This window comes from Antiquaquibacter metalliresistens (genome assembly GCF_029211225.1).
GTDB classification, from domain to species: domain Bacteria; phylum Actinomycetota; class Actinomycetes; order Actinomycetales; family Microbacteriaceae; genus Rhodoglobus; species Rhodoglobus metalliresistens.
Genome location: NZ_JARGEM010000004.1, coordinates 341,098 through 363,179 on the forward strand (window position 1 = coordinate 341,098; position 22,082 = coordinate 363,179).

Below are 22,082 nucleotides of genomic sequence, written 5' to 3' on the forward strand. Positions count from 1 at the left end.
CCATGACGGCGACCACCTTCCAATCCGACAGCGGCCTGCCCGCGTCCGTCGCGCGCGCGCGAGCGGCACTCGTGCGCGCCGGCAGAGTCGCATGGACCGTGCTCGGTCCGGTGCTGCGTGCGGTGTGGCGCGTCGTGTGGCCCGTGATCGGGGTCGTGACGCCCGCGGGGTGGATCGTGCTGGCGCTCGGGGCGCTCGCGCTCGCGCTCAGCGCCGTGTTCGGATGGCAGGAGTTCACCTACCTCGGCATGGTGCTGCTCGCCGCCTTCGTGCTCTCAGGCTTCTTCCTGTTCGGGCGCGCCTCCTACGGGGTGCTCGTCGAGCTCAACCCGCGTCGTGTCGTGGTCGGTGATCGTGCGATGGGACGCATGCTCGTCACCAATACCGGGAACCGCAACCTCCCGCCGACCCGCATGGAACTGCCGGTCGGCCGCGGTGTCGCGGAGTTCCAGCTGCCCGCGATGAAGCCGAAGCAGGAGCAGGAGGAACTCTTCGCCGTGCCCACCAACCGGCGTGCGGTCATCGTCGCCGGTCCGGCGGAGTCGGTGCGGGGCGACTCGCTGGGCCTGCTGCGGCGTGCGCTCAAGTGGGCCGAGCCGGTCGACCTGTTCGTGCATCCGCGCACCGTTCGCCTGGCCGCCAGCGCCGCTGGACTCGTGCGTGACCTCGAGGGGCAGGTCTCGAAGAAGATCACCAACAACGACATCGCCTTCCACGCACTGCGGCCGTACGTGCCCGGCGACGACCGGCGCTATGTGCACTGGCGCACCTCGGCGCGCATCGGGCAGCTCATGGTGCGCCAGTTCGAAGAGACCCGTCGCTCGCAGGTGACCATGATCCTCGCCACGCGTGAAGACCTTTACGGCTCGGAAGACGAGTTCGAGCTCGCGATCTCGGTGACGGCCTCGATCGCGGCCCAGGTCATCCGCGACGGCACGCAGATGAACGTCGTGAGCGAGTCCGGCGTCTGGCGCACTCAGACGGTCGTGAAGATGCTCGATTCGTCCTGCCGCATCGAACCGACGGCGAGCCGCGAGTACGCGACGGTTCGAGACTTCGCTCGGGAGCGCACGAAGCGGTTGCCGAATCCGAGCGTCGTGATGATCATCGGCGGATCGCGCATGACGACCGCGGACTACCGCAGCGTGCAGACGTTGTTCGGACAGGACACGGCGCAAGTCGCGGTGCACGTCGAGCTCGGCGCGGCGCCGAAGTTCGGTGCGGTCCAGGGCCTCACGATGATCGAGGTCGGCAGTCTCGACGACCTGTCCCGCCTCGTGCGGGGGCTCGCATCGTGAGCGCGCCGACGACCGAACGCACGCCGCCGCGCTGGCCGAGCCGCCGCGCCTGGGCGGACGTGGCGGTGCTGCTCGTGCTCACCCTGCTCGGCGTCATCGGGTTCGAGCCGTCCTTCGGCGGCTACGGATTCCTGCTCGCCGGGCTCGGCGGACTGCTCGTTGGGGCGGCCACGGGCATCCTGACCTCGGTGTTCCGGCTCGGGGCGATCATCACGGCACTCGTCGCGATCGTCGGCTTCTTCCTGTTCGGCACGCTGTTCGCGGTGCCGCACCTGGGTCTTCTCGGGTTCGTGCCGACCCTGCAGTCCCTCGCGAGCCTCGCGATCGGTTCGGTCTACGGCTGGGCCGACATCGTGACCCTCTCCACCCCGATCGGCGCTCCGCAGTACATCGCGGTGGTGCCGTACGTGGCGACCTGGATCGTCGCGCTGCTCTCGACCACGCTCGCGTGCCGCTGGCTGCCGACCCCACCGCGCGCCGCGTGGCGGTTCGCGATCGCGCTGATCGCGCCGATCGCGCTCTATCTCGCCGGCATCCTCGTCGGCACGGACGAGCCCTATCAGGCCGGCATCCGCGGCGTGGTCTTCGGTGTGCTCGCCCTCGTCTGGCTGGGATGGCGCAGGCCGACCGGGCAGATCGCGAGCGCCGGCGGAGGGCGACTTCGCAGCCGGAAGCTCGCCGGCACCGCGGTGATCGTGGTGGGAGCGGTCGTCGTCGGCGGTGCGGCCGCGTTCGTCACGGCCCCGCCGAAGGACGAACGCTTCGTGCTGCGCGAGGAGATCGAGCCGCCCTTCGACCCGCTCGACTATCCGAGCCCGCTGGCGGGATTCCGGCACTACACGAAGCAGGTCACCGACGACGTGCTCTTCACGGTGGAGGGCCTCGCGGTCGGCGATGTGGTGCGGCTGGCGACGCTCGACGCGTACACCGGCAAGCTCTGGAACGTCACCGACCCCGCGACCGATGCGGCCGGCTCCGGCTCGTTCGCGCTCGTCGGTCGCGACCTGCCCGAACCCTCGCTCATCACCCCGGAGCGGCGCGACGGCGTCACGTTCACGATCCAGGACTACGCGGACGTCTGGGTTCCGGGCGTCGGGTATCCCATCGACCTCCAGTTCACGGGCGGCGATGCCGCCGGGGCGGGCGACGATCTGCGCTACAACAGCGCGACCGGCACGGCCGTGCTGACCTCGGGCCTCAAGGAGGGCGATCGCTACACGATCGATGCCGAGGTGCAGGAGGTCATCGCGCCGAGCGAGCTCGCGGACGCCCAGCCCGCGGCGGTCAATCTCAGCCCGGTCAACGGCGTGCCCGACATCGTGACCGTGCGTGCGCAGGAGTTCGCCGGCGACGGCGGCACGCCCATCGCGCAGTTGGAGGCGATGCGGCTCGCGCTGGTCGATTCCGGCTTCCTGAGCCACGGCCGTGCATCCGACTCGGTGCCCTCGCGCGCCGGCCACGGCGCCGACCGCATCACCGAGCTCTTCGAGCGCAACCAGATGATCGGCGATCAGGAGCAGTACGCCAGCGCGTTCGCACTGATGGCCAGATCGCTCGGCTACCCGGCGCGGGTCGTCATGGGCTTCGCACCCGAGGTGCCCGAGGGCGGTGCCGCGGTCGAGGTCACCGGCGACGACGTGACCGCATGGGTCGAGGTCGCCTTCGACGGCGTTGGCTGGGTCGCATTCAACCCGACACCGGATGAGACGGACATCCCGCAAGACCAGGTGCCGAAGCCGCAGAGCGAGCCGCAGCCGCAGGTGCGGCAGCCACCGCGTGCGGACAACGACGAGGAAGACCTGCTCTCACCCGTCGAGCTCGAGGAGACCGAGGAGGACGAGAACGGGCTTCCGTTCAACATTCCGGGCTGGGTCTTCGTGCTCGGGCTCAGCGTGCTCATCCCGGCCGCGCTCTTCTTCATCCCGCTGCTGATCATCGGCGCGATCAAGTCGCGGCGGCTGCGCAAGCGCCGCACCACCGGCCCGCAGCACGACCGCGTTGCCGGTGCGTGGCAGGAACTGACAGACCAATACTCCGAGCTCGGATTCGAGGTGCCGCCGAAGCTCACCCGCGTGATGGTCGCCTCCCGGCTCGAGGAGCAGCTCGGCGTCGACGCGCCACGGCTCAGGCCGCTCGCGGCCGCCACCGACGAGGCGGTGTTCTCGGGCGACGACGTCGACGACGCGCGCAGCGACACGGTGTGGACCGAGTCGATGGCGGCCGTCGAGGTCGCGCGCGGCGCGGTGACTGCGAGCCGACGGCTTCTCAGCAGGTTCCGCATCCGCAGCGCGAGGGACTGGGTCGCTCGCGCGGCACGATCGACCAAACCCGAAGGCAGGCGATGAAGCTCAAACTCACCCTCCAGCGTCCCTCCGGGCCCGAGGCCGACATCGTCGTGACGACGGATGCCGCGGCCACCGTCGGGGACGTGGCATCCGTGATCGCCGCCACCGACCCGCAGCGCGCGAAGACGCCGCCCACGGCATCGACGCTGCGGATCGTCGACCCCTCGGGCGCGTTCACAGTGCTCGAGCCGGACGTCGCGATCGGCGAGTCGTCGGTGGGGTCGGGGGCGAGCGTCGCGATCGTCGCACCGGGTTCGGCGCCCGCGGCCAAGCCCGTGACCGCGGTGACGCTCACCGTGATCGAGGGCCCGGACCGAGGCAAGACCTTCGACCTGACGGTCGGCACGCGTTACCTGGGGCGCGACGCTGCTCTCTCCGACGTGGTGCTGAACGATCCGCTCGTCTCGAAGCGGCACGCTCGCCTCGACGTGTTCAGCCAGTCGATCCGGTTCGTCGACCTCAACTCGGCCAACGGCCTGGAGGTCGACGGCGGGCTCGTCAGCCGCGTCGACCTCGAGAACGGCGGCACGGTTCGCGTCGGCGACACGGTGCTGCAGGCCGTGATCGCCGAAGCGGATGCCGCGGCGCCCCTGCAGCACGAGGGCCCCATCGCCCTCACGCGCTCCCCGCGGGTCGACCGCCGCTACCCCGGCCAGAAGCTCGTCGGTCCGCTGTTTCCGAGCGAGGTGGACAAGCAACCCTTCCCGTGGCTCGTGCTCGCCGCGCCGCTCATCCTCGGCCCCGTGATGTTCATGGTCACGGGAAACCCCACGTCCCTCATCTTCATCGCGATGTCGCCACTGCTGGTGGCCGGCAACTTCCTGGCCCAGCGTGCGACGCGCAACCGCAAGCGCAAGCTGGATTTCGCCAAGTTCGACGAGCGCTACGAGGACCTCGCGACGACTCTCGCCGCCGAGCGCGAGCTCGAACGCGCCGTGCGCCAGGCGGAGACCCCCGGCACCCGCGAGGTCTACGACGACGCCATGCGCCTCGGTCCGCTGCTGTGGACGCGACGGCCGGAGCACTGGCAGTTCCTGACGCTGAACCTCGGCCGGGGCATCCTGCCCTCGCGCACCACGGTGACCCTCAACGGCGAGGAGAACGCGCTGCCCGAGCCGCTCAAGCGCATGAAGTCGCTCATCGACCAGTACGAGGAGATCGACGAGGTGCCGGTCGCGGAGAACCTGTTCTTCGCCGGCGCCCTCGGCGTGGTCGGACCCACGGACGCCGCGGCCGGGTACGCCCGCGGCCTCGTCGTGCAGGCGACCGGCCTGCACTCCCCGTCGGAGCTCGTAGTCGCCGCGATCGTGAGCCCGGGCTGGACGGCCGAGTTCGAGTGGCTGAAGTGGCTGCCGCACACCGCCTCGGCGCACAGCCCGATCTCCGCCCCGCACCTGGCCAACAGTGCGGCAACCGGCAACGCCCTGCTCTCCGCGCTCGAGGAACTGGTCGCGGCGCGGTCGAAGAAGCGGTCGGAACGCGGGGCGGTGGCGATCCGCGACTCGGCGATCGTCGCGGGCGCGAACGCGGGGGAGGGTGGCAAGTCCACCGCGCCGCCGCCGTCGGCGACTCCGGCGATCCTGCTCGTGGTCTCCGACGACGCACCGGTGGATCACGCGCGCCTCGTGCAGATGGCCGAAGACGCCGCGGATGCCGGAGTCTTCCCGATCTGGGTCTCGCAGACCTCGAGCGCGCTGCCCGCCGTCGCCCGCACGTTCGTCACCACCGGCGCCGACGACCACGCCAGCGTCGGGTTCGTGCGCGTCGGTGAACCGGACATCGCCGTGCGACCGGAGCCCGTGTCGCGCCCCGAGGCGCTCGCCTTCGGCAAGCGGCTCGCTCCCGTCTTCGACGCCGGTGCAATGCTGCAGGACTCGAGCGACCTGCCGCGCACCATCTCCACGCTGAGCCTGCTGGGGCCGGAGATCGCGGTCAACCCCGAGGTGTCCATCGAGCGCTGGCGACAGAACGACTCCATCCACGACCGCAGTGGTGTGCTCAAGCCCCGACGTGCGGGCCGGCTGCGGGCGATCGTCGGCCAGTCCGGCGTCGACGCCATGCACCTCGACCTGCGCAACCAGGGTCCGCACGCGCTGGTCGGCGGCACGACGGGGGCCGGCAAGTCGGAGTTCCTGCAGGCCTGGGTGCTCGGCATGGCGGCGGAGAGCAGCCCCGATCGGGTGACCTTCCTGTTCGTCGACTACAAGGGCGGCTCGGCGTTCGCCGACTGCGTCAACCTGCCGCACTGCGTCGGCCTCGTCACCGACCTCTCGCCCCACCTCGTGCGCCGCGCCCTCACGAGCCTGCGCGCCGAACTGCGACACCGCGAGCACCTCTTCAACCGCAAGAAGGTCAAAGACCTCATCGAATTCGAGAAGACCGGCGACCCCGAGGCTCCGCCGGCGCTCGTGCTGGTCATCGACGAGTTCGCGGCGCTGGCCAAGGAGGTGCCGGAGTTCGTCGACGGCGTCGTGGATATCGCCCAGCGCGGACGATCGCTGGGCATCCACCTCATCATGGCGACGCAGCGACCGGCGGGTGTGATCAAGGACAACCTGCGCGCGAACACGAACCTGCGCATCGCGCTGCGCATGGCCGACGAGTCGGATTCCATGGATGTCGTGGGCGAGAAGATCGCCGCGAGCTTCGATCCGGCGATCCCGGGCCGCGCGATCGCGAAGACCGGTCCTGGTCGACTCACCGCCTTCCAGTCGGCGTACGCGGGCGGCTGGACCACGGATGAGCCCGTGCGGCCGGCGATCGAGGTCGCCGCCCTGCGGTTCGGCGTCGAGGTGGCATGGGAGTCATCCGACGGCGCCAAGCAGGACACCCCGACGGATCAGGGGCCGACCGACCAGACGCGGCTCGTGAAGACGCTCATCGCCGCAGCGAAGGCCGCCGCGATCCCGGCACCGCGCCGTCCGTGGCTCGATGAGCTCGCTCCCGCGTTCGACGTCACGAAGCTGCGCCAGCGCACCGACACCGAGCTCGTGCTCGGCGTCAGCGACATCCCGGAGGAGCAGCGGCAGGATGTCGCGGTCTTCCGCCCCGACACCGACGGGCACCTCGCCGTCTACGGCACCGGCGGCTCGGGCAAGACCGTCACGCTGCGCACGCTCGCCGCGGTCGCGGGCATCACTCCGCGCGGCGGGCCGGTGGACGTCTACGCGCTCGACTTCGCCGGTAACGGCCTGAAGATGCTCGAGACCCTGCCGCACGTCGGCTCGGTGATCGCCGGTGACGACGTGGAGCGCGTCGTGCGACTGCTGCGCACGTTGCGCGACGAGCTCTCGGCGCGTTCCGAGCGCTACTCCGCGGTGAACGCCTCGACGATCACCGAGTACCGCGCGCTCGCCGGCAAGCCGGAGGAGCCGCGCATCCTGCTGCTCGTCGACGGGTTCCCGGCGTTCCGCACCGACTTCGAGGCGACCGGCGCGACCGCGCCGTGGTACGCCGTGTTCCTCGACCTGCTGGCCGAGGGACGCCAGGTCGGCATCCACGTGGCGATCACCGCCGACCGGTCGGGCAGCGTCTCGACCGCCGTGAGTTCCGCGATCCAGAAGCGGGTCGTGCTGCGCATGGCCGACGACACGAGCTACGCGATTCTCGACGCCCCCAAGGACGTGCTCGACAGCAGCTCGCCTCCCGGTCGCGCGGTGGTCGACGGGCGCGAGACCCAGATCGCCGTCGTGGGCGGCAGCCCGAACACGGTCGAGCAGTCCAAGGCGACCACCGCGCTCGGGGAGGCCATCGCCAGAACCGGGCGTGCCGCCGCGAAGCCGGTGGGGTCGCTGCCGCGCGAGTACGCGGCATCCACGCTGCCCGATTCGATCGGCGGGATGCCCGTGCTCGGTCTTTCCGACGTCGACCTCGGGCCCGTGGGCTTCGACCCGGTCGGCGCGTTCCTGCTCGGCGGGCCACCCGCGAGCGGTCGCTCGAACGCCCTGCGTTGGCTCGTGCAGAGCGTGGGCAGGGCGGGCGCGACGAAGACCTACTACCTCGGGAACCCGCGATCGGAACTCGCGAACGCGCCCGGCTGGGCCGCGGTCGCCCGCACCCTCGACGAGGTCGGCGAGCTCGCCCGCACCCTGACGGCGGAGGTGGGCAAGGCCAAGGACGAGCCTCGCATCGTGGTCGTCGTCGAGGGGATCGGAGACTTCCTGTCGACGGCGGCGGACAGTGCGCTGGTGGAGCTCATCAAGGCGATCAAGCGGTCGAACCACGTGCTGATCGCCGAGGCGGAGACCGCGGCGTGGAACTCGTCCTGGCCGCTGCTGGCGGAGGTGAAGGCGGCCCGAACCGGCCTGCTGCTGCAGCCGGAGACCATGGAGGGCGAGCTCGTGCTGCGCACCGCGTTCCCGCGGGTCGCGCGTGCGGACTTCCCCGTGGGGAGGGGTTTCTTCGTCGCGCGCGGGAAGGTGGTGCGCGTGCAGCTGCCCGTCGTCGAAGGGTAGCGGGGTCGATGGGGACCGGTCCCCATCGACAGAGGAAATCTCGGCAATTAGATTCGAACCATCCACAAGGCCGCGCAAGAGGTGCGGCGGACACTAAGGGGAACTCGTCATGAGCAACATCAACGTCAGCTACGACAGCATCAACAACGCCGCCAGCCGCCTCGACCAGGGCCGCGATGAGCTCACGATGAAGGTGCAGGAGCTCAACGCCCTCATCAACAGCCTCGTCGGCGAGGGCTTCGTCACCTCGCAGGCCTCGGGCGCCTACCAGGCCGCGTTCGAGAACTACTCGAACGGCGCCAAGCAGACGATCGACGGTCTCACCGGGCTGTCGAACTTCCTGCGCAAGACCGCGCAGACGCTGCAGGAGACCGACCAGGCGATCGCATCGGCCATTCAGTAGTCGTCGGTTTCAGCGGGGCCGGTCCGTCTCGTGCGGGCCGGCCCGCGGGTTCTAGGGGTGTGTCGTGACCGATCTTCAGATCGATGTGAGTGCGCTGCGCAACGCGGCTCAAGGGCTGCGCAACTCGAGCGGGCATGTGCCGACGGGGGCTCCAGTGGATGCCGGGGGATGCGGCAGCTCCTCGGTGATCGGAGCGGTCGAGGAGTTCAACATGTGGGCGATGGTGACGTTCACGACGCTCGCATCGAAGCTCGAGAGTCAAGCATCCGCCGCGGACGCCGCGGCGACGGAATTCGAGACGCGTGAGGCGGAGATCGCCGCCGACGCCGGGGGAACACCATGAGCAACTGGGATTACATGCATCCGGACATCGGCAGCATGGCCAATCTCGAGTCGTCGACCACCACGATGTCCGAGGCGCGCAACGGCCTCTACAACGCGGAGCTCGGCACGCAGGCGGCTCGGGCCGTGGCCGACTACTCCGTGTGGTCGGGCACCGCCGGGGCGGCTTGGCGCTCGAAGACGCTGTCGGTCGAGAACGAGCTCACGCCTCCGCGCACGAGCCTCACCAACGCCATCCGCGCGATCAACGCCTACATCGACGAGGTGAACGCCATCAAGTCCCAGGCCGCGACCGAGCGCGAGAAGCTGCGCAACGCCACGGCCATCGTGATGCACTTCGACGGCATCGATCTGAACCCGATCGACAACGTCGCCGAACTCGTGCGCAAGGCCAATGCCGGGCGTCAGGTCATCGAGGCGGAGGCGGCGATCATCGGCCTCGGCAATCGTCGCCAGGATGCGGACAACGCGCTCGTCAGTGCGCTGCGCAGCGCCGTGCCCGAGTCGTGGGCCGACACCCGCCGGGCGTTCGAGTCGGTCGGCCTCACGTCGTCGAGCGATCTGACGCCGGCGGCGATCGCGGATGCGATGGCGGCGCTCAGCGCATCCATCCTCGCGGGCGAGGGCGGAGGCTCCGTCGAGGACCTGCGGCGCTTCCTGGAGATCTACGGCAACGACGCGGACGTCATGAGCGAGTACTTTGTGCAGCTCGGCGGGGCCAACACCGTCGCGCTCATCGACGAGCTCGGCGACGCCTACGGCTACTCCAACGGCAATGACACCGCGGCCCTCGAGGTCGCGCAGCGTCTGCGCACCGGCCTCTCGCTCGCATCGCAGGGCTGGGATGAGCCGACGGCGAGCACCTTCGCCGACCAGATGTTCAACGGCACCCCCGACGGCGACATCGACGGCGGCTGGTTCGAGCCGGGACGCGTCGCGGCGATCGGATACCTCTTCGCGGACTCCGCGAACGCGCCGATGGGCGAGCAGCTGACGATCGCGACGGTCGCGCTCGTCGACCAGTGGGAGCGGCTCGACCACGGCGCGGGCATCGCCTACGGTCTTCCCGGCACGCTCGGCGACCCGGGAATGGGGGCGACGTCGCTGTTCGGCGCGGACCGCCCGCACGGTGCGGAGCTGTTCACCGCGCCGCAGAACTCCGCCGACCCCGACCAGTTCTGGTGGTCGAACATCGACATGGCGGGCGAGGTGTTCGAGACCCTCGGGCGCTATCCCGACGGAGCCTACGAGTTCCTCGACGGTGGCAGCGGCGAGCCGAGTCGCATGGAGTACTGGTTCGGCGATCGTGACTGGAAGCTCGACGGATTCGAGGGCATCTCCGATCTGCTTGCCGGCGCGCAGCAGGCCGAGGGCGGCCCCTACAGCACGCCGCCGATCGACGCCGTCAACGACCGGATGGCCGAACTCACCTCCCAGGCGATCTGGGAGCTTGCGGGCAACGAGTCGTTCCTCACCGAGAACCTCACCGAGGACGCCTCGGGTGCGCTCGCCACGAGCATCGCGCCGTACCTCGATGGCATCGCCGACTACATGCTGCGGCGCGGGCCGCAGGATCCTGACGGGTACGGGTTCACCGACGCCACCCAGTTCTGGTCCGGGACATCCATTCCGGTGCCGGTGCTCTCCGACGACGTGCTCGCGGAGTTCCTCGCGGCGATCGGCTCGCACGACACCGGCGCCGGCGTCATCCAGGGCACGATCGACGGATTCCAGGAGTACTACATCCGGGCCGGTATCGCGCATCCGGAACTGCTCGACGAGGGTCTCTCGCGCTCGACGTGGCTGCAGGGTGCGCTCGACGGCAGCGGCATCACGGGACACATCGGCGCCGCGGAGCGGTACGACGAATCCGTGGATGAGGCGATCGACGGCTTCATGGACGTGGTCGGCGCGCTGCCCATTCCGGGGCTCTCCGACCTCGGCGGTGTCGCGGGCGTCGTCGGCGGCTACGCGCAGGGGCAGGTCGAGGACGCCTTGGTGCAGGCATGGAAAGACTCCCTCCACACCACCGATCAGGTCACCGCGGAGATGTCGAACCACGCGAACGCGCAGGCCATCAACGCTACGCTCAATCTCGGACACCAGCTCGAGACGGTGCTGGGTCGGGACCTCGACATTCCGGAGCTCGGGGCCGACCAGTCCCCGGATGCCTACGCGGAAGAGCTCAACGAGTGGTGGATCGAGACGGCCGGGCAGTTGCAGGCGGAGAACGCCGTGCCGGGGCTCGACATCCACGAGTTGATCGGCATGTACCTCGACAGCCGCGACGCCTCGTCGTATCGGGCCCAGTGAGGGCGGTCGTCGCGGCGGTCGTCGTCGCCGTCGGCGTCGGCGCGCTCGCCGGCTGCACCCCGCCCGCGGCGGTGCCCGACCCCGAGGTCGTGTGGGAGTCGCAGGGCACGTCGCCGCTCGAGGACGACGCGGCCGTGGTCGCCGCCCGTGCGGCGGATCTCGCCCGCGCGCTGGCGTTCAACACGCTCGATTTCGCCCGCGACGACTTCACCGCCACGCACACGGCCGCGTACGCCGCCAAGATCTACGACGCGTTCGAGACGACCTACGTGGACATCGAGGCCGAGCCTCGCGCGCTGCCCGGCCCGTCGATCTGGATGCCGCTGGCCGTCGAGGAGGGCGATGACGGCACCATCGCGGTCGTCGTGTGTGATGCATCCGACCACTGGATCATCGAGGACGGCGTCGAGCCGAGCTACGACCTCACCGACGCGTTCGAGCTCACGGTGCTGCTGGAGCGCGACGGCGATCGTCTCGTGGTCGCCGACAAGCAGGTGAGCCTGAACGAGTGCGACGCGACGGGAGCGCCGATCGGCCGATTCGATCCGACGCCCGTGCCGCCCAGCGAGGTCACCTCGGTCGTGGCTCCGCGGAAGCCGTGAGGGGCCGCGCCGCATCCGGACGCTGAGCAGCACCGCTCGCTGCCCGCATCGATCCCGTTCGGCTACCATCGTCACGCGGAGGATTCCTCGCACGAAGGGGGCGGTGATGGCAGAGGACGACAGCTTCATCGGCCTACCGCCCGGCATGGCGCCGCCCGTGCACACGGACTCCGGAACGGTGCGTCGTGAGCGCCCGGATCGGTCGCGCACCGAACGCGATGAGATCGTGTTCTTCCCCGCTGCGCCGGGTGCGCCCGTGGTGCCGCCGAGCGCTCCGGCGGAGGACACCATCCACGACGTGCCGGTGGCCGAGTCGGCGGCGCCCCGCCGCGCGGCCCGGGCCTGGCGACTGATCGTGCCGGGGCATCCCGAGCCGATCGTCGTGGACGGCACCGTGTTTCTGGGGCGCAATCCCGCCGCGACCCCCGGCGTGACCGCGACGGGCCTGCTCGCGCTCGATGACCCGGCGAAGTCGGTGTCGAAGACGCACGCGATGCTCGAAGTGGATGCCACCGGCCTGTGGGTGCACGACCTGGACTCCACGAACGGGGTGTGGGTCGTCCCCGCCGAGGGTGAGCCGGTGGAGGTGGTCCCGGGCCGCAGGATCGAGGTGCCCGCGGACGCGACGCTGGAGCTCGGGGACTTCGTCATCCGGGTCGAACACGCCTGAGCGCGCACCGCTGGGCGACCGTGCCACCCGCGGTGCTACCCTGAAACCCATGCGGTTCGAACGACTTCTCCTTCGTCGCCGCGGCGAGGCCACGTTTCCGGCCTGACTCGTCGCGGAGTCCTGACGTGGGCCGATCTACGACGATCGAAGAAGGAACAGCATCATGAGCGACACTCCGCGGACCCTGGCCGAGAAGGTCTGGGACGACCATCTGGTCAAGAAGGGTGAGAACGGCGAGCCCGACCTCATCTACATCGACCTGCACCTTGTGCACGAGGTCACGAGCCCCCAGGCCTTCGACGGTCTGCGCATGGCGGGCCGTCCGGTGCGACGACCCGACCTCACCATCGCCACCGAGGACCACAACACCCCCACGCTGCTGATCGACCGGCCCATCGCCGACCCGATCAGCCGCACCCAGATCGAGACGCTGCGCGCCAACGCCAAGGAGTTCGGCATCCGCCTGCACTCCCTCGGCGACATCGAGCAGGGCATCGTGCACGTCGTCGGACCGCAGCTGGGCCTCACCATGCCGGGCATCACGGTGGTCTGCGGCGATTCGCACACGTCCACGCACGGCGCGTTCGGCGCGATGGCCTTCGGCATCGGCACGAGCGAGGTCGAGCACGTGATGGCCACGCAGACCCTGCCGCTGAAGCCGTTCAAGACCATGGCCGTCACGGTCGAGGGCGAGCTGCGTCCCGGGGTCACGGCCAAGGACATCATCCTCGCGGTCATCGCGCAGATCGGCACGGGCGGGGGACAGGGCTACGTGCTCGAGTACCGCGGCAGCGCCATCCGTTCGCTCTCCATGGAGGGCCGCATGACGATCTGCAACATGTCGATCGAGGCCGGTGCCCGGGCCGGTATGGTCGCTCCCGACCAGATCACCTACGACTACCTCAAGGGCCGCCCGCACGCTCCGGAGGGCGCCGACTGGGATGCCGCGGTCGCCTACTGGGAGACCCTGCGCAGCGACGACGACGCCGTGTACGACGCCGAGGTCTTCCTCGACGCCAACACGCTGGAGCCCTTCGTCACGTGGGGCACGAATCCCGGTCAGGGCGTCTCGCTGAGCGACACGGTGCCGCATCCGGAGGCGTTCTCCGACCCGAACGACCGGGCCGCCGCCGAGCGTGCCCTCGAGTACATGGATCTCGCCGCGGGCACACCGATGAAGGAGATCCCGGTCGACGCCGTGTTCATGGGCTCGTGCACCAACTCGCGCATCGAAGACCTGCGCGCCTTCGCGAGCATCATCAAGGGTCGCAAGAAGGCCGACGGCGTGCGCGTGATGGTCGTGCCCGGCTCGGCTCGCGTGCGCATCGAGGCCGAGGCCGAAGGCATCGACAAGATCGTCGAGGAGTTCGGGGCGGAATGGCGGTTCGCGGGCTGCTCGATGTGCCTGGGCATGAACCCCGACCAACTGGCTCCGGGCGAGCGTTGCGCCTCAACCTCGAACCGCAACTTCGAGGGGCGGCAGGGCAAGGGCGGTCGCACCCACCTCGTCTCACCGGTCGTCGCGGCGGCCACCGCCATCCGCGGCACGCTCTCGAGTCCCGCGGATCTCGCGGTGGAGGTGAACGCGTAATGGACAAGATCGACGTGATCACGGGGATTGGCGTGCCGCTGCAGCGCAGCAACGTCGACACCGACCAGATCATCCCGGCCGAGTTCCTCAAGCGGGTCACCAAGACCGGCTACGAAGACGCGCTGTTCTTCGGCTGGCGACAGGACCCGGAGTTCGTGCTGAACCGGGAGCCGTTCGTGCGCGGGTCGATCCTCGTCGCGGGTCCCGACTTCGGCACCGGATCGAGCCGCGAGCACGCCGTCTGGGCGCTGCGCGACTACGGGTTCCGGGCGGTGCTGAGCCCGAAGTTCGGCGACATCTTCCGCGGCAACGCCGGCAAACAGGGCCTGCTCGCCGCGCAACTGAGCGAGGCGGACATCGAGACCCTCTGGCTCATCATCGACGAGCACCCGGGAATAGAGCTCTCCGTGGATCTGGTTGCCAAGACGGTGACGGCAGGCAAGGCCCAGTTCGCTTTCGAGATCGATGACTACACTCGGTGGCGCTTGCTCGAAGGGCTCGATGACATCGGGCTGACGCTGCGGGACGAGGACCGGATCACGGCCTTCGAATCCCGCCGCGAGAGCTGGCGGCCCACGACGCTGCCGGCGCGATAGACAGAGGTGCGCATGAACTCCCTGACAAAGGATGCCCAGATGGCGGCGGAGCGGGTCGGCCTGACCTCCGACAGCATCATCATCCACGGCGGCAAACCGCTGCGCGGTCGGGTCGACGTGCGCGGGGCGAAGAACCTCGCCACCAAGGCGATGGTGGCGGCACTGCTCGCCGACACCCCGAGCACCCTGCGCGACGTGCCGGATATCTCGGATGTCGGGGTCGTCACGGGCATGCTCGGCGCGTACGGCGTGTCGGTGGAGAAGATCGCGCCGGGGGAGCTGCGCCTGGATCCGGCCAACGTGGAACGGGCGCACTTCGCGAAGATCGACGCACTCGCGGGCTCGAGCCGCATCCCGATCCTGTTCTGCGGACCGCTGCTGCACCGCCTCGGTGAGGCGCTGATCCCCGACCTCGGCGGATGCCGCATCGGTGACCGACCCATCGACTTCCACATGGACGCCCTGCGCGCGTTCGGTGCGATCGTCGACAAGAGCTATGAGGGCATCCGGCTCACCGCCCCCGACGGGCTGCACGGCGCCCACATCGAGCTGCCCTACCCGAGCGTGGGCGCCACCGAGCAGGTGCTGCTGACAGCCGTGCTCGCCGAGGGCGTCACGGAGCTGAAGAACGCGGCGATCGAGCCCGAGATCATGGATCTCATCGCGATCCTGCAGAAGATGGGCGCCATCATCAACGTGGAGCCCAACCGCGTGATCTTCATCGAGGGGGTCGAGAAGCTCTCCGGCTACGACCACCGGGCGCTGTTCGACCGCAACGAGGCCGCGAGCTGGGCATCCGCAGCACTGGCCACCGGTGGCGACATCTTCGTCGCCGGTGCGAAGCAGCAGGAGCTCATGACCTTCCTGAACATCTTCCGCAAGGTCGGTGGCGCCTTCGACATCCAGGAGGACGGCATCCGCTTCTACCACCCGGGCGGCGCCCTCAAGCCGGTCGTGGTGGAGACGGACGTGCATCCCGGTTTCATGACTGACTGGCAGCAGCCGCTGATCGTGGCGCTCACCCAGGCCGAGGGTCGCTCGGTCGTGCACGAGACCGTGTACGAGAACCGCTTCGGCTTCACGGATGCGCTCATCGAGATGGGCGCCGACATCGTGGTGCACAAGGACGGCCTCGAGTCCGTCACCCGCCGGGTGCCGCGTCGCCCGCTCGAACAGGCGGCCGTGATCGTCGGCCCCACCCCGCTGCACGGCGCGGATGTCGAGATCCCCGACTTGCGCGGCGGTTTCAGCCACCTCATCGCGGCGCTCACCGCGAGCGGCACCTCCACCGTGAGCAACATCGGCATCATCAGCCGGGGCTACGAGCACTTCATCGACAAGCTCGCCGATCTCGGCGCCGACTTCGTCTACGAAGGCTGATCGGTGGCCAAAGGCGAGAAGACGTTCGGCTGGCGCGTCCTAGCGGTCGTCGTCATCCCCTTCTTGCAGTTGGTCGGTCGGTACCGCGTTGTCGGCTCGGTGCGCATCCCGAAGACCGGCGCGGTGATCATCGCCCCCAACCACGTGACCAACATCGACCCTCTCGTCACCGCCTACGTGGTGTGGCGTGCGGGCCGGGTGCCACGATTTCTCGCCAAGGCGAGCCTGTTCCGGATTCCGGTGCTCGGCGCGATCCTGCGCGGCACCGGGCAGATCCCGGTCGAGCGCGCCGGGCGCCAGCGGGAGTCAGACCCGTTGGATCGGGCATCCCGTCTCGTCTCAGACGGTCTCGCGCTGCTCGTCTATCCGGAGGGCACGCTCACGCGCGACCCCGACCTGTGGCCGATGCGCGGCAAGACGGGCGCGGTGCGCCTGGCGCTGGAGTACGGCGTGCCGATCCTGCCGATGGCGCACTGGGGCGCGCAGCGCATTCTGCCGCGCTACTCGAAGCGGCTCAGCCTGTTCCCTCGAAAGGATGTCGACGTGATCATCGGTGAGCCGGTCGACCTGGGTCGATTCAAGGATGCCCCGCGCACCTCCGCGATGTACGCCGAGGCCACCGAGGTGGTCATGCAGGCCATCACCGCCCTGGTGCAGGACCTGCGGGGCGAGCAGGCTCCCGCGGTGCGCTGGGACCCGGCCGACCACGGCCAGACCGAGTTCGGCAAGCTGCCGTGACGCGCGTCGCGGTGCTGGGTGCCGGCTCCTGGGGCACCACGTTCTCGAAGATCCTCGCCGACGGCGGCAACGACGTCGTGCTGTGGGCACGCCGGGCTGAGCTCGCTCGGGAGATCACGCAGTCCAAGCGCAACAGCGACTACCTGCCCGGCATCAATCTGCCGCGCGGCCTGTGGGCGAGCGCGAAGCTGCACGAGGTGCTCGACGGCGCGGAGCAGGTCTACTTCTCGGTGCCCTCCCAGTCGCTGCGCGAGAACCTGCGCATCGTGCGCGAGCTCATCCCCGACGGGGTGCCGGTGATCTCCCTCATGAAGGGCGTGGAGAAGGGCACCGGCTCGCGCATGAGCGAGGTGATCCGCGCGGAGCTCGGCATCGACGCGAGCCGGATCGCCGTGGCATCCGGTCCCAATCTGGCGCTGGAGATCGCCAAGGAGCAGCCGACCGCGGCCGTGATCTCCTCCGAGAGCATCGAGACCGCGACCGCGGTGGCGATGACGGCGACGAACCGCTACTTCCGCAGCTTCGTGAACACGGACGTGATCGGCACCGAGTTCGGGGGCGTGCTCAAGAACCTCATCGCCGTGGCGATCGGCATCGTCGACGGCGTCGGCTACGGCGAGAACACGAAGGCCTCGATCATCACCCGCGGACTCGCCGAGATGACCGACTTCGCGGTCGCCTACGGCGGGCGCGCGGAGACCCTCGCGGGCCTCGCCGGTCTCGGCGACCTCATCGCCACGTGCGAGTCGTCCCTGAGCCGCAACAACACGGCGGGGCGTCTGCTGGGCCAGGGCTACAGCTATTCCGAGGTCATCAACCAGATGAACCAGACGGCGGAGGGACTCTCGTCGGTGGCGCCCGTGCTCGAGCTCGCGCTGGCCAGAGGCGTGCAGATGCCGATCGTCAGCCAGGTGGCCGAGGTGCTTGCCGGTACGCTGAACCCGCGCGACATCGCGCCGCACCTGACGACCGACGACCTGCCGCAAGGGGAATAGATGCTGACCGTCGCCCTCCTGTTCGGCGGCCGGTCGTCCGAGCACACCATCAGCTGCGCCACGGCGGGCGGGGTGCTCTCGGCGATCGACCGGCAGAAGTACCGCGTCATCCCGATCGGCATCACGACCGACGGGGCATTCACGCTGCAGCCGGACGACGCCCGCCTGTTCGCGCTGAACCCCGAGGCCATGCCGACGGTCGTCGACAACGGCAGCCGCGTGCACTTTCCCGACTCGGCGATCAGCCGCGAGTTCACGGTGACGGATGCCGCGGGCACCACCACCTCGCTCGGTGACGTCGATGTCGCCTTCCCCATCCTGCACGGGCCCTTCGGCGAAGATGGGACCATCCAGGGACTGCTCGAACTGCTCGGCGTGCCCTACGTCGGCAACGGGGTGCTCGCCTCGGCGCTGGGCATGGACAAGCACTTCACGAAGACCGCGCTCGAGGCGGCCGGTATCGCGGTGGCGCCGTGGGTGACGGTCACGCGCTCCAGCTGGGCGCACGACAACGACCTGTGGCGCGGTCGCGCCCGCGGGCTCGGCCTGCCCGTGTTCGTCAAGCCCTCGCGCGCCGGCTCGAGCGTGGGCGTCACGAAGGTCAGCGACTGGGACGAGCTCGACGCCGCGCTCGAGGTGGCGTGGGCGGAGGATACCAAGGCCCTCATCGAGCAGGCCGTCGAGGGTCGCGAGATCGAATGCGGCGTGCTCTCCGGCCGCGGCGGCGAGCGCACCCGGGTGAGCGTCGCCGGCGAGATCGTCATGCACGGGCGGGACTTCTACGACTTCGACGCCAAGTACATCGACCCCGACGCGGCCGAGCTGATCTGCCCGACCGACCTGCAGGAGGGCGAACTGCGCGAGATGCAGCGCACCGCGGCGCGGGCGTTCGAGGCGATCGGCGGCGCGGGGCTCGCCCGGGTGGACTTCTTCTTCACCGGCGCCGAGTTCGTGGTCAACGAGCTGAACACGATGCCCGGGTTCACCCCGATCTCGATGTTCCCCAAGTGCTGGGCGGCGAGCGGGCTCGACTATCCCGAACTCATCGACGAGCTCATCGAGCTCGGGCTGGAGACTAGCCGGTAACGTCTTCGATCGCCAGGCACCCGCCGACCTTCGGCAGGTACGAGACCGCGTTCGCGAGATCGGTGAGCACCACGCCGTCGGCGCGGTCGTCGATGATCACCTCGATCGCCGGCTCGCGACCGTAGGTGGTCGCGACGAGCACGGGATCGGCGATGTCGTCGATGAGCCAGTCCACCCCGTCGAAGGTGAGGCAGCGAAGCTCCGAGGTCGGCGCCGGCGCGGGCACCCCGCAGCGCAGGATCACACCGACCGGCTCGCCCCACGCGCTCGTGCCCTGCGCGTTCGTCTCGCGCTTGCCCAGGTCGTCGACGCTGTCGGGCAGGTGCACGATCACGTCCGCGCACGCCGGCGAGATCGCGTCGTCGGCCGGCTGCAGCGAGACGATGGGGGTGCAGCCGGCGAGCAGCAGCAGTGGCAGGAGGAGTGCGAGCCGCCTCATCGCTCGACCAGGATTCCGTCGTCGTCGGCCCACAGCATCCGGCCGGGGGTGAAGGTCACGCCGCCGAAGCTCACCGGCTCGTCGGCCGTGCCGGCGCCGGTCTTGCTGCTCTTGGCCGGGTTGGTGCCGAGCGCCTTCACGCCGAGCGGCATGCCCGCGATCGTCGCGGAGTCACGGATCGCACCGTTGATCACGACGCCGCTCCAACCGTGATCGATGGCCGATTGCGCGATCAGGTCGCCGAGCAGCGCCGTCTCGAGCGAGCCACCGCCATCGACGACGAGCACCCCACCGTCACCCGCGGTCGCGAGCATCGACCTGACCAGGGCGTTGTCCTGAAAGCACGCGACCGTGCGAATCGCACCGGCGAAGCGGGTGACACCGCCGAAGGACCGCAACTGCAGCGAGAGCGACCGCAGTTCGTCGCCGCGCTCGTCGAACAGGTCGGCTGTCGCAATCGGCTCGCTCATGCGTCCCTTTCCACAATCCGAGGCTAGCGTGGCCGTGTGAGTGAAACCCTCGGATCGCTGGGTGAGTCCGCCGTGCTCGCCCGCATCTTCCCGCGACTGCCCGCCGCGACCGCGCAACGGCTGGGTCCGGGGGATGACGCGGCCATCGTCGCGGCCCCCGACGGTCGCGTCGTCATCACCACCGACACCATGATCCACGGCCCCGACTTCCGCCTTGCCTGGTCGAGCCCGCGCGAGCTCGGCTGGAAGGCGGCCGCCACCAACCTCTCCGACATCGCCGCGATGGGTGCCGTGCCCACCGCGCTCGTGGTCGCGCTCGCCGCCCCAGCCGACACCGAGGTCGCGTTCCTGGAGGCCTTCGCCGACGGTCTGCGCGAAGCCTGCGCCGCCCTCGCACCCGGCAGCGGGGTGGTGGGCGGCGACCTCTCCGTCTCGACCGTGCTCACGATCGCCGTCACCGCGCTCGGCGACCTCGAGGGCCGCGATCCGGTGCTGCGCTCTGGTGCGCGCCCGGGGGACGTCGTCGCCGTGTCCGGGGACCTCGGGCTGGCCGGAGAGGGTCTGCGGCTGCTGTTCGAGCGGGGCACCGTCGCCGGGGTGCCGGATGCCGCGGCCATCGCGCTGCTCCGCGCCGAGCATCCCGCCGCCCTCGCCGCCCAGCTCACGCCGCGCCCGCCGATCGCGGACGGCCCGGCCGCCGCGCTCGCCGGCGCTACCGCGATGCTCGACCTCAGCGACGGGCTCGCGATCGACGCCCGCCGTCTCGCCGACGCGTCCGTCGTCGGGCTCGATCTCGACGTCGACGACCGCATGCAGCTCGTCGGCGGCGAGGACCACGCGCTGCTGGCGACGTTCCCGCCCGGCGCGGCGCTGCCGGGAGGCTTCCGCGCCGTCGGTCGTGTCATCGACGGTGCGGGGCTTCGTGTGCGCGGCGTGCCGTTCGACGAGCGTGGTGGCTGGGATCCGTACGAGAACTGGGACGGCGCGGCCGGTTAGGGCAGCCAGAACCGGTACAGGGCGTCGCCCTGCGCGACGAGCAGTGGCGGCACGCCGAACAGCCGCAGCAACTCGAAGATCGCGCCGAAGAACGCTGTGTTGACCGCGGGGATCCACAGCAGCACGAAGAGCACGACGATGCCGTACGGCGCGACGCGGCCGGCGGTGGCCAGCCAGCGGGTCGGCAGGTACGGTGCGACGATGCCGAAGCCGTCGAGGCCCGGCACGGGCAGCAGGTTGAGCACCGTCGCCGTCACCTGCAGGAACAGCAGGTAGCCGACGGCCGCCCAGAACGCGGAGTATCCGCCGGGGTGCAGCCCGAGCGCGAGGGCGAGCACCACCGCGATCGTCAGGTTGGTGAGTGGCCCGGCCGCGGAGACCGCGGAGTTCGCGAACCGCGTGCGCAGCGCCGACCGGTCGATGAACACCGCCCCGCCGGGCAGGCCGATGCCGCCGAGCAGCACGAAGATCAACGGCAGCACGAGGCTGTAGACCACGTGCGTGTAGCGCAGCGGGTCGAGGGTGAGGTAGCCACGGTAGAGCACCGAGCGGTCACCGAACCGGAAGGCCACGAGGGCGTGGGCGAACTCGTGCAGGGCGAGCGAGACCACCCAGGCCGCGGTGACGAACAGGAACGCCATGATCGGCGGCGGCCCCACCTCGGCGATGAGGGCCCAGCCGGTACCCGCGGTGACCGCGAGCAGGCCCAGGAAGATCCAGCTCGGCCTCCGCGACGGCTCGCCGCTCACGGGCGCACCGCCCAGGAGATCGCGGTGTCGCCGTAGTCCTTGCGCCGCTCGAACTCGAGTCCCTCCGGCCAGGTGGGCTCCGGGGTTCGCGCGCTGCGCTCGAGCACGACGACCGCGTCGGCGGCCAGGTGCGGCACGAGCGCCTCGAGGTTGCGCTCCAGTTCCGGGTTGCCAAGCTCGTACGGCGGGTCGAGGAACACCAGGTTCCACTCGCCGACCGCCGCGTTCAGGTAGGGCTGCACCGGCTGTCCCGCGGTCTGGATGCGCGGGGCCGCGCCCCTCGGAGCCCGCGCGGTCACGCGCGCGGCGTTCGCCTTCGCGGTGCGGATGTCGCGGTCCACCAGCACCGCGGAGGCGGCACCTCGCGAGGCGGCCTCCAGCCCGAGCGCGCCGGAGCCGGCGTAGAGGTCGAGCACGTGCATCCCATCGATCGCATCGCGCGCCTCGAGCGCGGAGAAGATCGCCTCCCGGACGCGGTCGCTGGTCGGCCTGGTGCCGGAGCCCGGCACGGCGATCGTCAGCGACCCGGCGAACCCGGCGATGATGCGAGTCATGGCAGCACGCTACCGGTGATCGAGCGGAGTCGAGATCGGCGGCGTGATCTCGACAAGCTCG

At 70.1% G+C, this 22,082-nt stretch carries 19 protein-coding genes; 15 read left to right on the forward strand and 4 right to left on the reverse strand.

Annotated features, from left to right (window positions below):
• The first annotated feature begins 2 nt into the window (after positions 1-2).
• From PYV02_RS09675 to PYV02_RS09740, 14 genes are all read left to right on the forward strand, one after another.
• The gene (locus PYV02_RS09675) at positions 3-1,298 is read left to right on the forward strand and encodes a DUF58 domain-containing protein (protein ID WP_275758578.1); all 1,296 of its coding nucleotides are present in this window, start codon (positions 3-5) and stop codon (positions 1,296-1,298) included.
• Positions 1,295-3,643 (forward strand): transglutaminase-like domain-containing protein, encoded by a 2,349-nt coding sequence (locus PYV02_RS09680; protein ID WP_275758580.1) that lies wholly within the window; start codon positions 1,295-1,297, stop codon positions 3,641-3,643. The genes PYV02_RS09675 and PYV02_RS09680 overlap by 4 nt, the downstream gene beginning before the upstream one ends.
• Complete coding sequence (locus PYV02_RS09685; RefSeq protein WP_275758582.1) at positions 3,640-8,097, forward strand: FtsK/SpoIIIE domain-containing protein; 4,458 nt, start codon at positions 3,640-3,642, stop codon at positions 8,095-8,097. Before PYV02_RS09680 ends, PYV02_RS09685 begins: the two co-directional genes overlap by 4 nt.
• 109 nt (positions 8,098-8,206) lie before the next feature.
• A complete protein-coding gene (locus tag PYV02_RS09690) occupies positions 8,207-8,500 on the forward strand; it encodes a WXG100 family type VII secretion target (RefSeq protein ID WP_275758584.1) in 294 nt (97 codons plus the stop codon).
• 64 nt (positions 8,501-8,564) lie between these two features.
• Positions 8,565-8,843 (forward strand): hypothetical protein, encoded by a 279-nt coding sequence (locus PYV02_RS09695; protein WP_275758586.1) that lies wholly within the window; start codon positions 8,565-8,567, stop codon positions 8,841-8,843.
• Positions 8,840-11,155 (forward strand): hypothetical protein, encoded by a 2,316-nt coding sequence (locus PYV02_RS09700; RefSeq protein ID WP_275758588.1) that lies wholly within the window; start codon positions 8,840-8,842, stop codon positions 11,153-11,155. The genes PYV02_RS09695 and PYV02_RS09700 overlap by 4 nt, the downstream gene beginning before the upstream one ends.
• Entirely contained in the window at positions 11,152-11,757 is a 606-nt protein-coding gene (locus PYV02_RS09705) for a hypothetical protein (RefSeq protein ID WP_275758590.1), read from the forward strand. Before PYV02_RS09700 ends, PYV02_RS09705 begins: the two co-directional genes overlap by 4 nt.
• A gap of 106 nt (positions 11,758-11,863) precedes the next feature.
• Positions 11,864-12,427, forward strand: a complete 564-nt coding sequence (locus tag PYV02_RS09710; protein ID WP_275758592.1) for an FHA domain-containing protein — start codon at positions 11,864-11,866, stop codon at positions 12,425-12,427.
• Between the two features lie 163 nt (positions 12,428-12,590).
• Positions 12,591-14,018, forward strand: a complete 1,428-nt coding sequence (gene leuC / locus PYV02_RS09715) for a 3-isopropylmalate dehydratase large subunit (RefSeq protein WP_275758594.1) — start codon at positions 12,591-12,593, stop codon at positions 14,016-14,018.
• On the forward strand, positions 14,018-14,614 hold the full coding sequence (gene leuD / locus PYV02_RS09720; RefSeq protein WP_275758596.1) for a 3-isopropylmalate dehydratase small subunit: 597 nt from the start codon (positions 14,018-14,020) through the stop codon (positions 14,612-14,614). Before leuC ends, leuD begins: the two co-directional genes overlap by 1 nt.
• Before the next feature lie 12 nt (positions 14,615-14,626).
• On the forward strand, positions 14,627-15,994 hold the full coding sequence (murA, locus tag PYV02_RS09725) for a UDP-N-acetylglucosamine 1-carboxyvinyltransferase (protein WP_275758598.1): 1,368 nt from the start codon (positions 14,627-14,629) through the stop codon (positions 15,992-15,994).
• Positions 15,995-15,997: 3 nt separating this feature from the next.
• Positions 15,998-16,732, forward strand: coding sequence for a lysophospholipid acyltransferase family protein (locus PYV02_RS09730; protein ID WP_275758600.1), 735 nt, complete (start codon positions 15,998-16,000; stop codon positions 16,730-16,732).
• Positions 16,729-17,727 (forward strand): NAD(P)H-dependent glycerol-3-phosphate dehydrogenase, encoded by a 999-nt coding sequence (locus PYV02_RS09735; RefSeq protein ID WP_275758602.1) that lies wholly within the window; start codon positions 16,729-16,731, stop codon positions 17,725-17,727. Before PYV02_RS09730 ends, PYV02_RS09735 begins: the two co-directional genes overlap by 4 nt.
• Positions 17,728-18,813, forward strand: coding sequence for a D-alanine--D-alanine ligase family protein (locus tag PYV02_RS09740; RefSeq protein ID WP_275758603.1), 1,086 nt, complete (start codon positions 17,728-17,730; stop codon positions 18,811-18,813).
• Here PYV02_RS09740 and PYV02_RS09745 read toward each other — a convergent pair.
• Both PYV02_RS09745 and rraA read right to left on the reverse strand, forming a co-directional pair.
• Positions 18,803-19,252: a DUF3515 domain-containing protein gene (locus PYV02_RS09745; protein ID WP_275758605.1), complete on the reverse strand. Its 450-nt coding sequence runs from the start codon at positions 19,250-19,252 to the stop codon at positions 18,803-18,805. The two genes, PYV02_RS09740 and PYV02_RS09745, sit on opposite strands and share 11 nt — an antisense overlap.
• Positions 19,249-19,722, reverse strand: coding sequence for a ribonuclease E activity regulator RraA (rraA, locus tag PYV02_RS09750; protein ID WP_275758607.1), 474 nt, complete (start codon positions 19,720-19,722; stop codon positions 19,249-19,251). The genes PYV02_RS09745 and rraA overlap by 4 nt, the downstream gene beginning before the upstream one ends.
• Before the next feature lie 36 nt (positions 19,723-19,758).
• Here rraA and thiL point away from each other — a divergent pair, with 36 nt between their 5' ends.
• Complete coding sequence (gene thiL, locus PYV02_RS09755) at positions 19,759-20,718, forward strand: thiamine-phosphate kinase (protein ID WP_275758609.1); 960 nt, start codon at positions 19,759-19,761, stop codon at positions 20,716-20,718.
• Here thiL and PYV02_RS09760 read toward each other — a convergent pair.
• Together PYV02_RS09760 and PYV02_RS09765 are read right to left on the reverse strand one after the other, a co-directional pair.
• Complete coding sequence (locus PYV02_RS09760) at positions 20,715-21,467, reverse strand: site-2 protease family protein (RefSeq protein ID WP_275758611.1); 753 nt, start codon at positions 21,465-21,467, stop codon at positions 20,715-20,717. The genes thiL and PYV02_RS09760 overlap by 4 nt on opposite strands.
• Positions 21,464-22,021: an RsmD family RNA methyltransferase gene (locus PYV02_RS09765; RefSeq protein WP_275758613.1), complete on the reverse strand. Its 558-nt coding sequence runs from the start codon at positions 22,019-22,021 to the stop codon at positions 21,464-21,466. The genes PYV02_RS09760 and PYV02_RS09765 overlap by 4 nt, the downstream gene beginning before the upstream one ends.
• Between the last annotated feature and the right edge of the window lie 61 nt (positions 22,022-22,082).